The organism is Paraburkholderia monticola (assembly GCF_001580545.1).
Taxonomy (GTDB): Bacteria; Pseudomonadota; Gammaproteobacteria; order Burkholderiales; family Burkholderiaceae; genus Paraburkholderia; species Paraburkholderia monticola.
This window is the reverse complement of record NZ_LRBG01000036.1, coordinates 135,011-151,774: the sequence shown is the minus strand read 5'-3', so window position 1 is coordinate 151,774 and position 16,764 is coordinate 135,011. Positions and strand designations below refer to the sequence as shown.

Annotated in this window: 17 protein-coding genes; 12 read left to right on the top strand and 5 right to left on the bottom strand. The window is 61.2% G+C overall.

Annotation, left to right across the window (positions count from 1 at the left end; genetic code table 11):
- Positions 1 to 272: 272 nt before the first annotated feature.
- On the top strand, positions 273 to 1,073 hold the full coding sequence (locus tag CI15_RS23760) for a helix-turn-helix transcriptional regulator (protein ID WP_062132028.1): 801 nt from the start codon (positions 273 to 275) through the stop codon (positions 1,071 to 1,073).
- 88 nt (positions 1,074 to 1,161) lie between these two features.
- Here the strand turns inward: CI15_RS23760 and CI15_RS23755 are convergent, their stop codons facing one another.
- Complete coding sequence (locus CI15_RS23755) at positions 1,162 to 1,854, bottom strand: CBS domain-containing protein (protein WP_062132025.1); 693 nt, start codon at positions 1,852 to 1,854, stop codon at positions 1,162 to 1,164.
- Positions 1,855 to 2,555: 701 nt separating this feature from the next.
- Between CI15_RS23755 and CI15_RS23750 the strand changes: the two genes are divergently transcribed.
- A complete protein-coding gene (locus CI15_RS23750) occupies positions 2,556 to 3,239 on the top strand; it encodes an ureidoglycolate lyase (RefSeq protein ID WP_062132021.1) in 684 nt (227 codons plus the stop codon).
- Between the two features lie 30 nt (positions 3,240 to 3,269).
- Here the strand turns inward: CI15_RS23750 and CI15_RS23745 are convergent, their stop codons facing one another.
- Positions 3,270 to 4,667 (bottom strand): FAD-binding oxidoreductase, encoded by a 1,398-nt coding sequence (locus CI15_RS23745; RefSeq protein ID WP_062132018.1) that lies wholly within the window; start codon positions 4,665 to 4,667, stop codon positions 3,270 to 3,272.
- 153 nt (positions 4,668 to 4,820) lie between these two features.
- On the opposite strand from CI15_RS23745, the gene CI15_RS23740 reads away from it, so the two are divergent.
- Complete coding sequence (locus CI15_RS23740) at positions 4,821 to 5,717, top strand: LysR substrate-binding domain-containing protein (protein WP_241495906.1); 897 nt, start codon at positions 4,821 to 4,823, stop codon at positions 5,715 to 5,717.
- 91 nt (positions 5,718 to 5,808) lie between these two features.
- On the opposite strand, the gene CI15_RS23735 is transcribed toward CI15_RS23740, so the two are convergent.
- On the bottom strand, positions 5,809 to 6,762 hold the full coding sequence (locus tag CI15_RS23735) for a LysR family transcriptional regulator (RefSeq protein ID WP_062132012.1): 954 nt from the start codon (positions 6,760 to 6,762) through the stop codon (positions 5,809 to 5,811).
- A 183-nt stretch (positions 6,763 to 6,945) separates the two neighbouring features.
- Between CI15_RS23735 and CI15_RS23730 the strand changes: the two genes are divergently transcribed.
- The 5 genes from CI15_RS23730 to CI15_RS23710 all read left to right on the top strand — a co-directional run bounded on the left by CI15_RS23730 (position 6,946) and on the right by CI15_RS23710 (position 10,406).
- The gene (locus tag CI15_RS23730; protein WP_062132009.1) at positions 6,946 to 7,311 is read left to right on the top strand and encodes a nuclear transport factor 2 family protein; all 366 of its coding nucleotides are present in this window, start codon (positions 6,946 to 6,948) and stop codon (positions 7,309 to 7,311) included.
- Between the two features lie 155 nt (positions 7,312 to 7,466).
- Positions 7,467 to 8,066, top strand: a complete 600-nt coding sequence (gene wrbA, locus CI15_RS23725) for an NAD(P)H:quinone oxidoreductase (RefSeq protein WP_062132007.1) — start codon at positions 7,467 to 7,469, stop codon at positions 8,064 to 8,066.
- Between the two features lie 170 nt (positions 8,067 to 8,236).
- Positions 8,237 to 8,815, top strand: coding sequence for a YceI family protein (locus CI15_RS23720; protein ID WP_062132004.1), 579 nt, complete (start codon positions 8,237 to 8,239; stop codon positions 8,813 to 8,815).
- A gap of 21 nt (positions 8,816 to 8,836) precedes the next feature.
- Entirely contained in the window at positions 8,837 to 9,442 is a 606-nt protein-coding gene (locus CI15_RS23715) for an FMN-dependent NADH-azoreductase (protein ID WP_062132001.1), read from the top strand.
- Positions 9,443 to 9,482: 40 nt separating this feature from the next.
- On the top strand, positions 9,483 to 10,406 hold the full coding sequence (locus tag CI15_RS23710; protein WP_062131997.1) for an NmrA/HSCARG family protein: 924 nt from the start codon (positions 9,483 to 9,485) through the stop codon (positions 10,404 to 10,406).
- A 147-nt stretch (positions 10,407 to 10,553) separates the two neighbouring features.
- Here CI15_RS23710 and CI15_RS23705 read toward each other — a convergent pair whose 3' ends face one another.
- Entirely contained in the window at positions 10,554 to 10,868 is a 315-nt protein-coding gene (locus CI15_RS23705) for a DUF4148 domain-containing protein (protein ID WP_062131995.1), read from the bottom strand.
- 50 nt (positions 10,869 to 10,918) lie between these two features.
- Between CI15_RS23705 and CI15_RS23700 the strand changes: the two genes are divergently transcribed.
- Positions 10,919 to 11,737: a response regulator transcription factor gene (locus CI15_RS23700; RefSeq protein WP_241495905.1), complete on the top strand. Its 819-nt coding sequence runs from the start codon at positions 10,919 to 10,921 to the stop codon at positions 11,735 to 11,737.
- Positions 11,738 to 11,747: 10 nt separating this feature from the next.
- Here the strand turns inward: CI15_RS23700 and poxB are convergent, their stop codons facing one another.
- Positions 11,748 to 13,469 (bottom strand): ubiquinone-dependent pyruvate dehydrogenase, encoded by a 1,722-nt coding sequence (gene poxB, locus CI15_RS23695; RefSeq protein ID WP_062131989.1) that lies wholly within the window; start codon positions 13,467 to 13,469, stop codon positions 11,748 to 11,750.
- 241 nt (positions 13,470 to 13,710) lie between these two features.
- Here poxB and CI15_RS23690 point away from each other — a divergent pair, with 241 nt between their 5' ends.
- From CI15_RS23690 to mdtN, 3 genes are all read left to right on the top strand, one after another.
- Entirely contained in the window at positions 13,711 to 15,123 is a 1,413-nt protein-coding gene (locus CI15_RS23690) for a sensor histidine kinase (protein ID WP_062131986.1), read from the top strand.
- 276 nt (positions 15,124 to 15,399) lie between these two features.
- Complete coding sequence (locus tag CI15_RS23685; protein ID WP_075643760.1) at positions 15,400 to 15,684, top strand: YtcA family lipoprotein; 285 nt, start codon at positions 15,400 to 15,402, stop codon at positions 15,682 to 15,684.
- Between the two features lie 18 nt (positions 15,685 to 15,702).
- Positions 15,703 to 16,761, top strand: coding sequence for a multidrug transporter subunit MdtN (gene mdtN, locus CI15_RS23680; RefSeq protein ID WP_062131980.1), 1,059 nt, complete (start codon positions 15,703 to 15,705; stop codon positions 16,759 to 16,761).
- Positions 16,762 to 16,764 lie beyond the last annotated feature (3 nt).

The window sequence follows — 16,764 nt, the reverse complement described above, 5'->3', positions numbered from 1 at the left end:
AATAGCGTTGCACGACATATTCGTGAAAAGTATAGGTCGCCGATCCTTCAGATGAGGTAGCGCAGCGATATTCACGATGCTCCGGCTGAATCGGCCGCCCGACGTGGCGTAAAGTGATCATTGCCCGACGACGTGACCGGCGTGAACCGCACGCGAAGGACCGTTGTCTGGTGCGGATTCGCTACGGTATTAAGCCTGGCCTGTGGATGGACAGAAAGATCAGTACCTTTAGAGAAGTACTGTCTAAGAAGCGCATTCTTCTTGGGGACAACATGCATCCATTCGCGAATTCCGCCAATCCAGCGGTCCACGATGACGTCTTTGCGCTGTGGGATCGGCTGGCCGAGTTCTCGGCAGGCGAAGGCGATGCCGCGCTGACCCATTTGCTAACCACGCTCTGTGCGATGGTCACGGCACAGAATGCGCTTTGGGCCGTAGTGGTGCGATTGCCTTCACCCACGCCAAAAGATCCTTTGTTCGGCTGGCGTCCACGCCTGGTTCGGCTCCTGCATCCGGTACCCGCGATGGTCGCTTCGGTGCAGGAGCAGTTCGACACGCTCTGGGCCGGCAACGTCGACTCCTCACATGTCGTCGCCGCGTCGGGGAACGAGGCGTTCTGCGCCAACCTGCTCTTCGAGGCGATGCCCACCGAATGGTTTGAAGGTGAGCACTATCGCCGTCACTACCTCGAAGTCGGTCACGGCGACAGCATCCAGGTGCGTTGCTCGCTCAACGACGATGTGCGGATTCATCTCTTCGTGTTTCGCGATGTGCATGCACCCCGCTTCTCCGCGTTGGATCTCGAGCTGCTGGGCTTCGTGATGCATGGGCTGAGATGGTACTACCGGCAGCAACTGCTCAGCCACGGCCTGCTTATCGCCGACGCTCCCCTGACGTCGTCCGAGCGAAGGGTGCTGCTGGCGCTGCTCGACGGACTCACGGAAAAGCAGATTGCGCAGAAGCTCGACCAGAGTCCGAACACGACGCATGTCCACATCAAGTCGATCTACACCAAATTCAACGTCGGGAGTCGCTCAACGCTCACCGCGCTGTGGCTCGGCAAGTTGAGATAGCGAAGCGCAGGCGGTGGCGTTGCAGGCAACGCCGCCGAGCCGCCGTCTGCCCGATGCAATGCTGCGCCGCTTTGCGACCGTGTGCGGACTACAGCGCCGGAATCACGTTTGGAAATTCGAGGTGGTACTCCACACGCTTGACACCCGGCACGCTCTCAGCCGCAATGCGGATGGCCTGCTTTTCCTCCACGGATTCGATCACCCCCCATAGATGCGCGACACCGTCCTCGACGCGCACGCCGTGTTTGGGCACCCCCCAGCTCCGCCCGTGCATTGCCAGGACGATCGCGTCGCGCAGGCTCGCATCATCGCGCGAAGCCGATTCCTCGATCGGAGCAACCCGCGCGAGAGCGCGAATCAGGTTCGAGCGACTCACATTTCCGATCAGCTTGCCGCCCTTCAGCACTGGCACGCTGTCGAGACGTCGACGTTCCATGAGGTCCACGATCTGCTGGAGCGGCATATCCCCTGAAATCGAAATCACCTCTTCGCACATCACGTCGCCGACGACGCGCCCGTGCTCCTTCAGATACCTCGCGGCCTGAGCCCGGGGGGACGACAACAGGAGTTCGAGCCACCACTGGCGCTTCCTGTGGCAGGTGCCGTTCTCTACCCGATGCAGAAGATCGCGTTCGCCGACGATCCCGACAACCTGTCCGTTCTCGCCGACGACCGGCATGCTACCGATATGATTTTCGACCAACAGTGTTGCCGCATCGTGGATCGTCATGTTCGGTGTGGCGGTGACGACGGACGCAGTCATGATGTCGTGTGCGCGCATCGATGCTCCTTCAGCGTGGTCGCGGTGGGTCCTCTATCGGACTTCGAGTGAGCAATAGAGGTCTGGAATGCAAAGGGCAATCGAGTCAGCCAGTGCCGGCTGTGAAGCGAGCTGAATCCGCGCTGGGTCGAAGCGCGGAAACGGCGTGTTTCCTGAAGCATGGGGCACCTGGGCGGAGTCATCCAGTCCGGCCTCGAACTCGGCGGTACCGGTCGCGGCAATTCAGCACTGAAATCCGGCGGTGGCCATCCCCGTGAACACGCAGCAGGTTAGAACGGATATGACGCGGCTTGGGTAGCTCATGTCGCGGCTCCTTAAGCGTGGCCCATCGTTGAGCGCTACTCATCAATAGCTTGAGTAGTGACTTCCCTTTCGCATGACACCCCCGGCTTCTACGTTTTTCTGTGGCTGACGGCGTTTGATAACCTCAAACCCAACCGACGCGGGCTTCGTCATATGGCGGCCTGTTCAGTAGCAACCTAGATCTCATCGTAGGTTATTCGATGACGCCCGAACATAACCTGAATAGGTGATCGCGTGAGCCCTACCCCGCCAGTGCCGACGGCCCTTCATGCAATAGGGGTTGCGACGTAGTCAGATCCGAAGTGGTGCCAATGCCCGCTTCCACCTGGACAAGAGGCGGTCGAATACTTTATTCGACCATCAGCGATCGGCGTGTTCTACTCGTGTAAACTGCCGCAATGAACCAAGAAATCGACTACCTCAATCCCGCCCTTCCTGCCGGCCTACGGCGCGTGTCAATGCCCGTGGTCGACGCGACCCCTATCACGCTCGATGGATTCGGCAAGCTCGTAGCAGACCCGCGCGAATGCTCCATCGAAATCGTGCAGTGGCCGGCAGTGGGCACAAGACCCGTTGACGCCGGAACCGGTGACGAGGCAGGCACCACCGAAGGCACGTTTGTGAGCGAATGGCGCGGGGACATTCTCTACGGTCGAAACGAGGCTGTGGGCGGCAACTACGTCCTTGCGTACGCAACGGAGCCTGAAGCATCCCGCGAGAACCACACCCATGTCCCGGAACGCATGTTGCTTTGGCACGCGAACTACCATCCAGACGGCGGACAACTGTTCTTTCCTCTCGACCATCGTCCGTTCTACGTTCCCCTGGCGTTGCCCGGGGACGACATAGCTCCGGAGAAGTTCGTGTGCTTTCGCTTTGATGGACAGCAAGGTCTCTACATCCATCCGAACATCTGGCATGAAGGTGTGTTCACTCTTGAAGGAACCCAGCGGTTCTTCGACAAGCAGGGTGCCGTTCACGCGCGCGTCTCTGTTGACTTTGCCCGTGAGTTTGGTTGCCTTCTCGAGGCACCGATCGCCGGCGCCCCGCAACGCCGACACGGCGCCGATCTACAGCGGTAGCGCGAAAGGAACACCTGCAGCCGAACGTACTCAGGCGGGAACGATGTTCTGATTCATGCGAAAGAAGTTGTCGGGATCGTACTGGCGTTTTATGGAAGCCAGCCGCGAATAATTATCGCCATAGGCTTCCTTCACGCGCTCGTCGCCTTCATCACCGAGGCTGTTTGGATAGACGCCTCCGGTTGAATACGGCCTTAACGCTTCCCATACGCTACGCGCCCATTGCACGTTCGCGGCATCTTCGGCTGCATCGTCCCAGATGGCGACGGGAAAGCAGTCGAAGTTGGCATCGCGATGCAGGTACGCGGTCGCGGACCTGGCGACGCGGGCGATGGCTCCCCCCACATGCTGAAAGACCAGCAGCGACGACGGCGAAGGCGAGCGTTCATAGGCGTCCATTAACGCTTCGATCGCGCCATCGTGGATCTCTCGCAGGAACTGCGCCTTCCAGTAGTACCTCCGGCCTCGCGGAAATACGCTGTCGCCGTTTGATTGAATCTGGAGGTAGGGTACGCGCTCGAGGCGACAGTCGACTGGAGAGCCTAACGCCATCAGCGTCTCGAGAACCTCTCGACCAGACTCGGGCGCGCCGACATAGCAAGCCGATAGGTTGAAGAAACGCTCGCCGGACGAATTGGCGACGAATGCAGCGTCTGCGCTCACCTCATCTGGTGCATTGCGCGCGAACTGATCATAAAAGCGTAATGCCGCGCGTGCCTGCTCGAACGGGTACAGCAAAGAGCAAACGAGCAACTCGGGATCCAGCCGGTGAAGCTGCAAGTGAAAGGCTGTCGCGATGCCGAAGTTGCCTCCACCGCCCCGGACGGCCCAGAACAGGTCGGGATGTTCGCTGTCGTTCGCTAACAGTTTTTGCCCGTCGGCAGTGACCATTTCGACGGCGACGAGGTTGTCGCAAGTCAACCCGTATTTGCGGCCGAGCTTGCCGAACCCACCGCCCAACGTCAGGCCGGCAATGCCCGTGTCGCTGATGACACCCGTCGTCGTCGCGAGGCCGTGGGCCATCGTGGCCCGATCGAACTCGCCGAGGTTGAGGCCAGCCTCCGCACGCACGATGCGCCGATCAGCGTCGACGTCAATCTGTTTCATCCGCGAGAGATCGATGACGATGCCTGCATCGCAGACTGAAAGGCCCGCCACGTTGTGACCGCCGCTGCGCACCGCCACTCGCGAATCAACCGACCTGGCGAAGCGCACGGCGGCGACCACGTCGTCAGCGTCAGCACAATAGACGATCATGGCCGGCCGCTTGTCAACGGTCCCGTTCCAGACCCGGCGCGCCTCGTCGTAATCCGGATCGCGAGGCATGGTCAACGTGCCGCGAAGCGTGTCACGCAATTGTTCGACCTGACGCGAGGCCGCGTCGATTTCGTCCTTCGAGACATGGGACGACTCCGTTTGCGTGCTCATCTTGCCTCCTTCGCGTTCGCTAGAGCTGAAGCCGGAATTCAAGGTTCGATCGCTGGATGGTTGCATTACCGAGGCGGCGAAGCAAAATCAAAGAATTCAGCTTTCAGATGAGTAAACTTCATCTAGACTGAACAAATGCGGAAGTTGCCTCCGTTGCGTTCGCTGCAGGCGTTCGAGGCGATTGCGCGGCATCGCAGTTTCAAGGACGCCGCGCAAGAGCTCAACGTGACGCCCACGGCCCTGAGCCACCAGATCCGCACGCTGGAAGCAGCGTGCGGCAGGCAACTGTTTGCGCGGCGGCCACGCCCCATTCGGCTCACCGCTGCCGGACAACTTCTCTATCCGGCCCTGCGCAGGGGATTCGATTCATTCGCGGATGCCCTCTCCATGGTTGCCGAAATGGGTGGCACGAGCGCACTACGGATCACCAGCCCGAATGCCTTCGCGAGTCGCTGGCTGGTTCCGCGGTTGTCGCTATGGCACGAGTCTCACCGCGATATTCCGCTGCAGATCATCGGTACCGATGCAGTCCTCGACCTGGACGCAGGCGAAGCAGACGTCGCGATCCGCTACGCGCACTCGGCGCCAAAAGGTCTGGTATCCAGGGAGATCGCGCGCGACGCGTTCTACCCGGTGGCTAGCCCCGGCCTCCTCGGGACAGACAATGCTCTCCCGATAGCGGCGCTGGACCTGCTTCGATTTCCTCTGATCCATTACGAGTGGACGAATGGCGATCCCGAAGCGCCTTGCTGGCCGCGCTGGTTTTCTGCTTCGGGTGTTCCGGTATCCGCATCCACGCCTCTTCGCAGCAAGCGTGATTTGAGCTTTCGGGAAGAGCTCCATGCAATCGACGCCGTACTCGCCGGGCAGGGCATCGCGCTGTGCAGCGACATCGTGCTGGAGCAGGCACTGCTGAGCGGAGCGCTCATGAAAGTGCATCCGTTCGCGTTGCCTGGCTACGGCTTCTACGTCGCACATCTTGCGGAGCATGCGAGGTCCAGTGCAGTTCACGCCTTTGTGCAGTGGCTGGTCTCCGCGCATCGCGCGTAGGAGCGTGCGAACCATCGCGCTAGTTCCGGTTGCTCGAAGGCGGCAAAATGGCCGCCTTTCGCGCCGCGATGTGGCTATTCCCGATGAACGATCATCTGCTGCGCCGCGCAGATCGCCTGGAGCCCGTCAGCGTCCCGGCATTCCATTGCGCCGCGGCGAGTCTGGATATGAAGAAATCGGCCAAAGCACTCACCTTTGCCGGCCTCGCCCGAACAGTGGGGGTGACGAAATACAACCCGCCTTCCGGCAAGTGCCACTCCGTCAAAATCGGTTCAAGCTGTTTGTCCGCGACATACTGAGTGGCAACGAACTCGGGAAGCTCTGCGATGCCGAATCCCGCAAGCAGCGTGGGCAGTAGTGCTTCCGCGTTCGTCGTCCGCAGCGCTCCGCTCGGTGTGATCGCGCATTGCTCGCCATTCGTGTGGGTGAAGCGCCAAACGTCCCGTTTGCTCCTGTTGACGTAGGTAAAGCATTGGTGCGCGCCAAGATCATGCGGGTGCTGCGGGCGACCATAGCGGGACAGGTAAGTTGGAGACGCCACCACCATCCGCCGCATCGGAGCAATGAGACGCGCCGCCAACGAAGAATCTTCCATGATGGCAATACGCAGCGCGGCGTCGAACCCATCGCCGATCAGATCGGCATGGGCATCCGTGAGATGAAGTTCGACGGCAATGTCAGGATAGGTTTGAAAAAACTCTGGCAACAGCGGCGCAACCCATTGCACGCCGAACGACAGCGGTGCGGCGAGCTTGACCAGGCCACGCGGCCGGCTCGACGTCTCACGCGCGAAATCCTCGGCCTCCTCGGCGTCGGCATAGATTCTGGACGCGCGCTCGGCAAGCAGATGGCCATAGTCCGTGAGCGCGAATCGTCGGGAGGTGCGATTAAAAAGTCTGCCTCCGAGCCGCTCTTCGAGACGGGCGACCGCCCGGGAAACCGTCGCAACCGACACGCCCATTGCCGCGGCAGCCGCGGCGAATGAACCTTCTTCGGCGACCTTCGCGAACATCGCGAACCCTTCAAAGTCAGGCAACCTGGACATCGACAATTTTGCAACGATGGTTTTCAGTCATTTCTATTTCGAAAAGTAGCACGCGGCCGTAGATTTGTCTCCCATGAGTTTCTGGCCGGCGCGCGATCAGCACTGCGATGCAGCATCGCTTTGCTCAAACGCTGCGGGGCCAGACCGGGTTGGGTCCCCGGTCAATCAGCAAGGAGAATCGACATGACCGACCGCATCAACGAACTGCTGTATCGCAACCTTCAGGAAGTCTTCGGCGAAGGGGACGTCACTCGCCGGCGCGAAGCAATCGAGGAACTCTACGCCGAGGACTGCGAGATCTATACGCCTCACGGTGTCATCGTCGGGCGCGACGCTCTCGACGCGTTCGCCGGGGAACTGCGCGCCACGCATCCGCATTTCGCCTATACGCCGCACGGTGCGGCTCAGGCGCTCCACAACGCTGGCCGCCTCGCATGGGGTTCAGGCCTGCGCGGTGAGGCCCCGGACTATACGGGCGTGGATGTGATCATCGTTCGCGACGAGAAGATTGCCGCGCTCTACGTCTTTCTGGATTCCATGCCGTCCTAGCAGCGTGATGATTCCCCGAATTATCTGGAAGAAAATGCCCGTGCGATCTCACGCAGGTCGATGACGATCAGCTACCGCAATGCAACTGCGCGTCGTCGAATCTAGGTTGTTCCACAAGGGCGGCAACTATGTCTCGCAAGAGAAAGGAGTTCGAAATGTCGAAGGTTCTGGTGTTGTATTACTCATCGTATGGACACATCGAAACGTTGGCGGAAGCCGTGGCGGAAGGCGCGCGCTCGGCGGGCGCCACAGTCGATGTCAAGCGGGTTCCTGAAACGGCGCCGTTGGATGTAGCGAAGGCGGCATTCTTCAAGCTCGATCAGCAAGCGCCCGTCGCGGCAGTCGCTGATCTGGCCAACTACGACGCGATCATCGTTGGTACGCCGACGCGGTTCGGCCGCATCTCCTCCCAGATGGCCACGTTTCTGGATCAGGCCGGCGGGCTGTGGATGAGCGGCGCGCTCAACGGCAAGGTGGGTGGCGCCTTCACCTCGACCGCCAGTCAGCACGGCGGACAAGAAACGACGCTGTTTTCCGTCATCACCAACCTGCTGCACTTCGGGATGGTCATCGTTGGCCTGCCGTACAGCCATCAAGGGCAAATGACGCTGGACGAAATCGTGGGCGGCGCCCCTTATGGAGCAACGACCATCGCCGGCGGACAAGGTCAACGACAGCCGAGCGCGATCGAACTCGAGGGCGCGCGTCATCAGGGCGCACTGATCGCCAGGACGGCAAACAAGCTGTTTGCCTGACCACGCATAACCAGTCACCTCGTTGCGCGGACGACGGGCGCAGGCCGAGTTCTGCCTGCGCCCCGAACGACGTGCAGATCAAGTTTCACATCGCCGCTAGCAAATAAGCGTAGAGGCGGCGCAGCACCGTATCCGCGCATGAGCGCGGCAGTTTCTCAAGGAGATTGTTTGTGAAGAAGCATCTGATGATCGCGGCCGGCGCCTTCGCCGCCTCTCTGTCGTTCTCCGCATTCGCGGACGTGTCGACGTACCAGTTTGACCCGAGCCATACGTACCCGAGCTTCGAGGCTGATCACATCGGCGGTCTGTCGGTCTGGCGCGGCAAGTTCGACAGATCGCAGGGCACGGTCACGCTCGATCGCGCGGCGAAGACCGGCAATGTCGAAGTGACGACCGACGTCGCGTCGGTTCACACGGGTAGCACGAAGCTCGACCAGGACCTGCAGACGGATCAGTTCTTCGATGCGTCGAAGTTTCCCGAAGCGACCTATAAAGGCACGATCCGCTTCAAGGGCGACGAACCGGCCTATGTCGTCGGCAGCCTGACGATGCACGGCGTGACCAAACCGCTGACGCTGAAAATCGACTCGTTCAAGTGCATCCCGCATCCGATGCTCAAGCGCGAAGTATGTGGCGTCGATGCAGTGGGCGAATTCGATCGCAGCGACTTCGGCGTCGACTTTGGCAAGACCTACGGTTTCAGTATGAAGACGAAGCTGCTGATTTCGGCCGAAGCGCTCAAGCAGTAATGCCGCTCGGAGATCAGCCTTATGAAACTACTGCACATCGATTCCAGCATCCTTGGGCCCGGCTCCGTGAGCCGTGATCTGTCAGCCGATGCCGTTGCGACCTTCCAGGGGCACTGTCCGGGCCTTGCCGTCACCCGTCTCGATCTTGCCAGCACACCGATCGGACATCTGACAGCGGCACATCTCGCGGCCGCCCAGGGCGCGCCGGTCGACTATGCGTTGAAGGACGACATTGCGCTCGGCGAGGCCGCGCTCGAGGCGTTCCTGGCAGCCGATATCGTCGTCATCGGCGCGCCGATGTACAACCTTGGTATCCCCTCGCAACTGAAGGCCTGGATCGACCGCATCTCGGTGGCCGGCAGGACGTTCCGCTACGGGGACCGCGGCCCGGTCGGACTGTGCGGCGGCAAGAAGCTGGTCGTCGCGTCCTCGCGCGGTGGCGTTTATAGCGAAGGGTCGCCAGCCGCCGTCTTCGATCATCAGGAAGCCTATCTGAAGGCGGCCTTCGGATTCCTCGGCATCACGGACATCACATTCATTCGCGCGGAAGGCGTGGCGATGGGTCCGGACGCACGCAGCGCGGCGCTCGCCTCGGCGAAGACGGAGACCGCCGCCCTCGCCGCGTGAAGCCGCGTCGCGTCAGTAACATTCTCACTGGAGCAGCAACATGTCGAACCGCCCGAAGAAGCTCATCGCCGTCGTCGGCGCAACCGGTCAACAAGGTGGCGCCGTCGTGCGCGCCCTGCAGGCGAGTGGTCAATTCAAGGTGCGCGCGTTGACGCGCAATCCGGCCAGCCATCCGAAACTGGGTGACGAGGTCGCTTTGGCGGACTTCAATCGTCCCGAAACGCTTAGCGCCGCATTCGCCGGAGCGCATGGCGTTTTCGTCGTGACCAATGCCTGGGAAGCGGGTCCGGACGAATCGAGGCAGGCGCGCGCCGCGGTGGGCGCGGCGAAAGACGCCGGTGTGAAGCACTTCATCTGGTCGACGCTGCCGGACGTGGAAACGATCAGCCGCGGCAAGATCGATGTCCCCCATTTCACGGACAAGGCGAAGATCGATCGTATCGTGAGCGAAGCCGGATTTGCGTATCACACGTTCGTGATTGCTTCGTTTTACTATCAGAATCTGCTCGACGTCATGGCCCCGCAGAAACAGGCGGACGGCGCCATGGGTTGGGCGCTCCCGCTCGACCCCTCGAAACGGGTCATCCACATGGCCGACATCACTGAAATCGGCCGTATCGTGGCCGGTGCATTCGCGCATCCGGAACTCGCGGGGCACGGTGAACATTTGCCGCTCGTCGGCGATTTCCTGAGCTTTGACGAGATCATCGCCACGCTGAATCGCCTGGGGAACCGGTTCTCGTTCCAGCAGGTTCCGCGCGCGGTTTTTGCTGGCTGGTTTCCTCACGCCGACGGCATTGCGTCGATGCTCGCCTACTTCGAGGCGCACACGTACCTCGGCGTCGATTCGCGCGACGCAATCGCTCTCGCCGACAAGGTTGCCGGCCAGCCACCGACGAAATTTGCCGAATGGGCCCGCGCTAACTTCGCGATCCCCGCTGACACCGCCGCCGCTGATCTATAAGCGACGTCGATACCGTTCGCGAGTTTTCGCGGCCGCAGAATGGATAACGCGGAAAATAGAGAGTGACGTTTCAAGTCCAGGAACCGCGAAATTCCGGCCGGTTCGACACCGCGACACGTCGTGTCGAGCCGGCATCATGACACGCACTCAATGATGAGCGTAGAGCGGCGACGCGTCGTTCGATGCGAGCGGCGCACCGGTCTGTGAGGTTCCCGCCGCAACGCCGCCGACCGACGTCGCCTCGGGAGTCTGGTTCTGCGCGGCTACCTTCGCCTCGGCCGCCTGAATGCGGGCGGGATAGTACGGGTCGGTCCCCGCCGGACGATAACCCGCCTGTTCGAGCCGAACGAGGTCGGCCCGCACCTGAGCGCGGGTCACCGGCCCATTGGTGGTTTGGGCAAACGCGAAAGCGGGCGCGCTCAGCGCGGTGGCAATCAGTACGGCCTTGATCAGTGCTTTCATGATGAATCTCCTTCGAGAGCATGGCGGCCGCATTCACCGGGAACGAGGCCTTGAAACTCTCCATCGGCATCGATGAAGAGTTGCCTTCATTCTGGGCAGTGGCGCCTGTCCCGAAGCTGACCCGTTCGTTACAAGATCGTTATCTTCGCGGCGAACGAGGCAACCGAGGCAACCGAGGAAAACGCGCGACGGTTCCGATGGCTATAATTTCCGCACCACGGAGGAATGTCATGGAATCCGCAAACGAGCTGGTCTATGTGGTCGACGACGACAAGCGGGTGCGAGAAGCACTCTCGACCCTATTGCGTGCGAATGGCAAAGACGTTCAGTCCTTCGATTCCGGCAAAGCATTTCTGGACACTCGCCGCCGCAATGTCGTGGCATGTCTGATTCTGGATATGAGCATGCCGGGCATCAATGGACTGGAAGTCCAGAAGCTGGTCGGCGTGGACGCGCGGCTTCCCATCATTTTCATTACAGGACGAGGAGACGTGCCCTCCACCGTGCTGGCCATGAAGGGCGGCGCGGTCGACTTCCTCACCAAGCCCGTCGATGAAGACGGCCTGATGCGCGCCGTCGATGCGGCCCTCGCGCGGGCGCGCGTTCTACGCAAGGAGGCGGAGGATGCGGCGACTCTCCAGGCGCTCTATCGGTCGCTCACGCCTCGTGAGCAGGAACTGTTGCCGTTGCTGACGCGCGGCATGCTCAACAAGCAGATCGCGGCGAACCTCGGCATCACCGAATATACGGTGCAGGTGCATCGCAGCCACATCATGCGAAAAATGCAGGCGGACACGTTCGCCACGCTCGTCAGACAAGCGGGCAAACTGCAACTCGACATCTCACCGTCGATCACGCTGAACGCCTGAACTCCGCGCGCTACCGGAACAGATTGACCTTGGCGAGATCGATCAGCTGCTGACCCCGACCGTCCATCACAGCGCGAAGCATGAAGAGACCAAAGTGATACGCCTGGTCCGCGGACGTGGTGGGAGGCATCACGAGTTCCTGGCGTGCGCTCACGACGTCGACGAGAGCGGGACCCGGATGGTCGAAGGCTTCGCTCAGCGCACCTTCCAACTCAGCCGGATGCTCGACGCGCACGCCTTTGATTCCCATCGCATTGGCCATCGCGGCGAAGTTCGGATTGACCAGATCACATCCTGTATCGACGAAGCCGCTCGCCTTCATCTCGAGTTCCACGAACCCCAGCGTTCCATTGTTCAGCAGGACGACCTTGACCGGCAAACCCAATTGAATCAGCGTGAGGAACTCGCCCATCATCATGCTGAAACCGCCGTCGCCCGACATCGAAATCACCTGCCGGTCCCTGAACGCGGCTTGCGCGCCGATCGAGTGCAACAGCGAGTTCGCCATCGAGCCGTGATTGAACGAGCCGACCAGACGCCGCTTGCCGTTCATCTTCAGATACCGGGCTGTCCATGCAATGGGGGTGCCGACGTCGCAGGAGAAAATCGCATCGTCGTCGGCCAGTTCGCTGACGAGCCGGGTCACGTACTGCGGATGGATGGTGCTGCTTCCCGGTTGCGGCTCGGCAAGCTCGTCGAGACTCTCGCGAGCCGCGCGATAGTCGTCGAGCGCGCGATTCAGGAACGTGCTGTCGGTCTTGTCCTGAATCATCGGAAGAAGTCCGGTGAGCGTGTCCTTGACCGTTCCCAACACGCCGAGTTCGAGCGGGCATCGATTACCGAGTGCCTCCGCCCTTGTATCGACTTGCGCGACGGTGACGCCCTCCGGGTAGAACTGCCGATAGGGGAAGTCAGTGCCCAGCATCAGCAGCATGTCGCAACTCTTCATGGCGGAGTAGCCGGATGAGAAGCCGACAAGCCCCGTCATGCCCACGTCGAACGGGTTGTCGTATTCGATGTACTCCTTGCCTCGCAACGAGTGGACGATTGGCGCTTGCAGCTTGCGCGCAAGGTCCACGACTTCCGTATGGCAATCCTTACAGCCCGCTCCGCAAAGCATCGTCACTCGCGACGACCGGTTCAACAGCCTCGCGAGTTCCGCAAGCTCGTCGTTCGATGGACAAAGGACCGGAGCCGAAGGCGCGCTCCACTTCGGCAGCGGCTTCGTGAGGGGCCCGAGCGCCACATTTCCGGGAATGACGACGACAGCGACGCCCTTACGCCCAACCGCCGTACGGATGGCACGGCTCAGGATCTGCGGTAGCTGGTCAGGACGGTGGACCAGCTCGACGTAGTGGCTACACTCCTTGAATAGCACTTCAGGATGAGTGGCCTGAAAATAGTCGATGCCGATTTCCGTGCTGGGAACATGCGCAGCGATAGCGAGAACCGGGACGCCGCTGCGATGACAGTCGAACAGCCCGTTGATCAGATGCAGATTCCCCGGACCGCAACTCCCACAGCAGACTGCGAGTTGCCCGGTGAGATGCGCTTCGGCGCCGGCGGCGAACGCCGCGCTTTCCTCATGCCGCATGTGAACCCATTCAATCGAACCATCACGGCGCAGAGAGTCCGTGAAGCCATTGAGCGAATCCCCCACCACGCCGAAAACCCTCTTTACACCTGCACTGGCTAGCGCGCCAACCATGTAGTCGGCAGCTGTCGTTGTCATGTCAGATCTCCTTAGCGAAGAGGAGTTGCTGCGGTAACGATCCGTTGGATGGTAGTTCGCGGGGCCGCGAACTGCAATTACAGGAATCTGGAATAAGCGCCGCGCCCTCCCCCATCGCCCAGGGCACCTCTCCCCCAAAGGGGGGATGCCCCGCCACGCCATACCGCAAGACCATGCATACACCGCGGGCGTAAGCATTCGTTCATCCACGCCGGCAGCCCGATCATTCTGGACACTCGCCGTGTTTGCCAACGTACCAAGAATCAGTAGCCATTTGCGGGAAAAGACCGCTTCGCTTGCCGCGAACCGGTCCCATATCGTTGCGCGTGTGCTCGGCATCGTGAAGTCGCTCGATGGCTACAGGCGGCTTTCACCTCCCGCGATGCGCGACGTCGAAGATTCGGTCGAGCTGTCGGCCAAGGTATGGTTCGACACGCTTCTGTCGGGGGAAGCCCCGTCGGCTCGCGATATGGCCGTGTTCCGCGAGATCGGACAGCGAGGTGAGCATCAGCGCGTGCCGTTGAACAGCCTGCTGCAGGCATTGCGCTACGGCTTGCGGGAAATCTGGAGCACCTACATCGCGCTCGGCGAGCGGGACGGCACCCTCACGAGGGAGTTGCTGTTCGACGTCTCGCTATACCTTTTCGACTACTTCGATCTGATCACCCAGACCATTGGCCGCACTTATCCGGCCGACCGTGCCCATCCGGATCGGTGGACTCATTGGGCAAGCGCTGCCGAAGCCGCCGCGCGCCGCTCCGAAGGCGTTCGGCGCGAACTGCTGAAGCTGCGCGAGCAACTGGCGAGCGAGCCGCATCTGCTCTCCACGTTCGAACTCGCGCCCGCACCCGAGCAACGCCCCGGCGAATCCGCCGACGCGCACGTGATGCAGTTTTTCGGCCTGGAAGTCGACATCGACGACACCGAGAAGCTGGCGGAGGCGTTACGCGATGCGCAGGAGAAGCTCGCGCAAGCATCGCGGATCGCGGCGGTCGCCGAATTCTCCGCATCGATCGCGCACGAGATCAATCAGCCGCTTCAGGCGGTGATCGCGCATGCACGTGCCTGTGTGCGATGGCTCTGCGCCGAGCCGCCCAATATTCTCGAAGCCAGACGTTGCGCCGAGTCCATCGTGCAGGACGGCAATGCCGCGGCGGACGTGGTCAGCCGCATCCGAGCCCTTTTCAAGCATACAGATCCTGAAATGGTCGACCTCGACATCAACAAACTGATACTTCAGGTATGCACGCTGATGGCTGATGATATTCAGCGCAACGCGATCTCGCTGGAGACGGCACTCGGCGAGAACATACCGAAGGTTCGCGCCGACGCGGTACAGATCCAACAGGTCCTCGTCAATCTCGTTCGCAACGCCATCGAGGCGCTGGCCGCAACGACGGAGCGCCCGAAGCTGCTGTTGATCCGCTCGCGTCGCAGCACCGACGGCGTGGTGATCGATGTCGAGGATCACGGTGCGGGATTTGCCGACTTCGAGAAGGTCTTCGAACCATTCTTCACGACGAAGAAGGCGGGCATGGGCATCGGGCTTTCGATCTGCCGCACGATCATTGAAGCGCACGCCGGCCGCATCTGGGCCGCGCCCAATCAGAACCGGGGCGTCACCTTCAGCTTCACGCTTCCAATCGACAGCTAAATGCAAGCACCGGGCCCGATGCCGTAGCGCCCGATTGTGCCCGCTATTTTTTTGTGGCGATATTGCAGCTTTATGTGATGCGGATTGCCTTCGCTGGCATTAATGTGAGGACGAACTAGACTTACATTCTGTCAATCTCCGCTAAACCGGTACAGGAACGGCGCCTCCCAAGGCGCATTCCTCAGTAGCCCATAAACCCAGAATCCGGGTTGACGCCGATCGGCATGTCTGCGCGTGACGTCGATTCGGGCCACAGGGACGAGTTTGAAACGACACATGTCAGTCACCAGAGGCCAAGGTTCAACGCGTGCAATTGGCATGGCCGCGCTCGCCGCCCCCCTGCTGTCGGGTTGCGTCAACTCGCCATCGATCAACGTGCTGGGCGCGTACTTTCCCGACTGGCTGTTCTGCATCGTCGCGGGCGTCGTGCTCACGGTCGTCATTCATCTGATACTCGGGCGTTTTCAGGCCAACGATCTGATCGCCCCCGCAGCCGTGGTGTATCCCACGCTGGTCACGTTCTTTGCGCTCGCGACCTGGCTGATGTTGTTCCAACATTGAATCGCCTTCGGGGACTGCATGACGACGATAGCCGACAGGACATCGAAGAAGAAATGGCTGGCCCTCGTCATGGTCGTCGTGACGCTGGTCCTGCTCGTCTACGTCCTGCGCGTGCTCGATCGCGCACCGCGTACCGACGATGCCTACGTCTACGCGGATACGATCGACGTGGTCCCCGAGGTCAACGGACGCATCGTTGAGCTGGCCGTGCGCGACAACCAGCTGGTCCGGCAGGGCGACCTGTTGTTTCGCATCGATCCGCGTCCGTATCAGGATGCACTGACGCGCAGCCAGGCGTCGCTCGTCGCGCTCGACCGTCAGATCGAGCTGACCCAGCGCACGGTCAATGCGCAGCAGTACAACGCGCAGTCGGTGCAGGCGGCCGTCGAACGCGCGCGAGCGGCGGCCAGTCAGGCGTCCGATACGCTGCATCGCATGGAACCGTTGTTGTCGCGAGGGTTCGTGTCGGCGGAAGAAGTCGATCGGGCGCGCACCGCGCAACGCGCCACCCAGGCCGAACTCAGCGCCGCGCAACTGCAAGCGCAGCAGGCCGCGGCGGCGGTCAGCGGTGTCGATGCGCTGGTCGCGCAACGCGCTGTCGTGATGGCGGAGATCTCGCTGGCCGAATTGAACCTGGAGTATGCGACGGTGCGGGCGCCGTTCGACGGGCGCGTCGTGTCCTTGAAGACATCGACAGGCCAGTTCGCCACGGCCTTGAAGCCTGTATTCACGCTGATCGACACCCGCCACTGGTACGTGATTGCGAACTTTCGGGAGACCGAGCTGAAAGGCATTCGAGCGGGCACACCCGCCACGGTCTACCTGATGAGTGATACCGGCCAGCGCTTCCAGGGCACGGTCGATTCGATCAGTTACGGCATTTCATCCGATGAAGGCGGCCTTGCATTGCCCGGCGGATTGCCACGCATTCAACGCACGCTTAACTGGGTTCATGTGTCGCAACGCTTCCCGGTGAAGATCCGCATCGACAAGCCGAACCCGGAACTGTTTCGAGTGGGTACCTCGGCGGTGGCCGTGCTGGAACCCGGACGCGGCAACGACGGCGCGCGCAATTGAGAA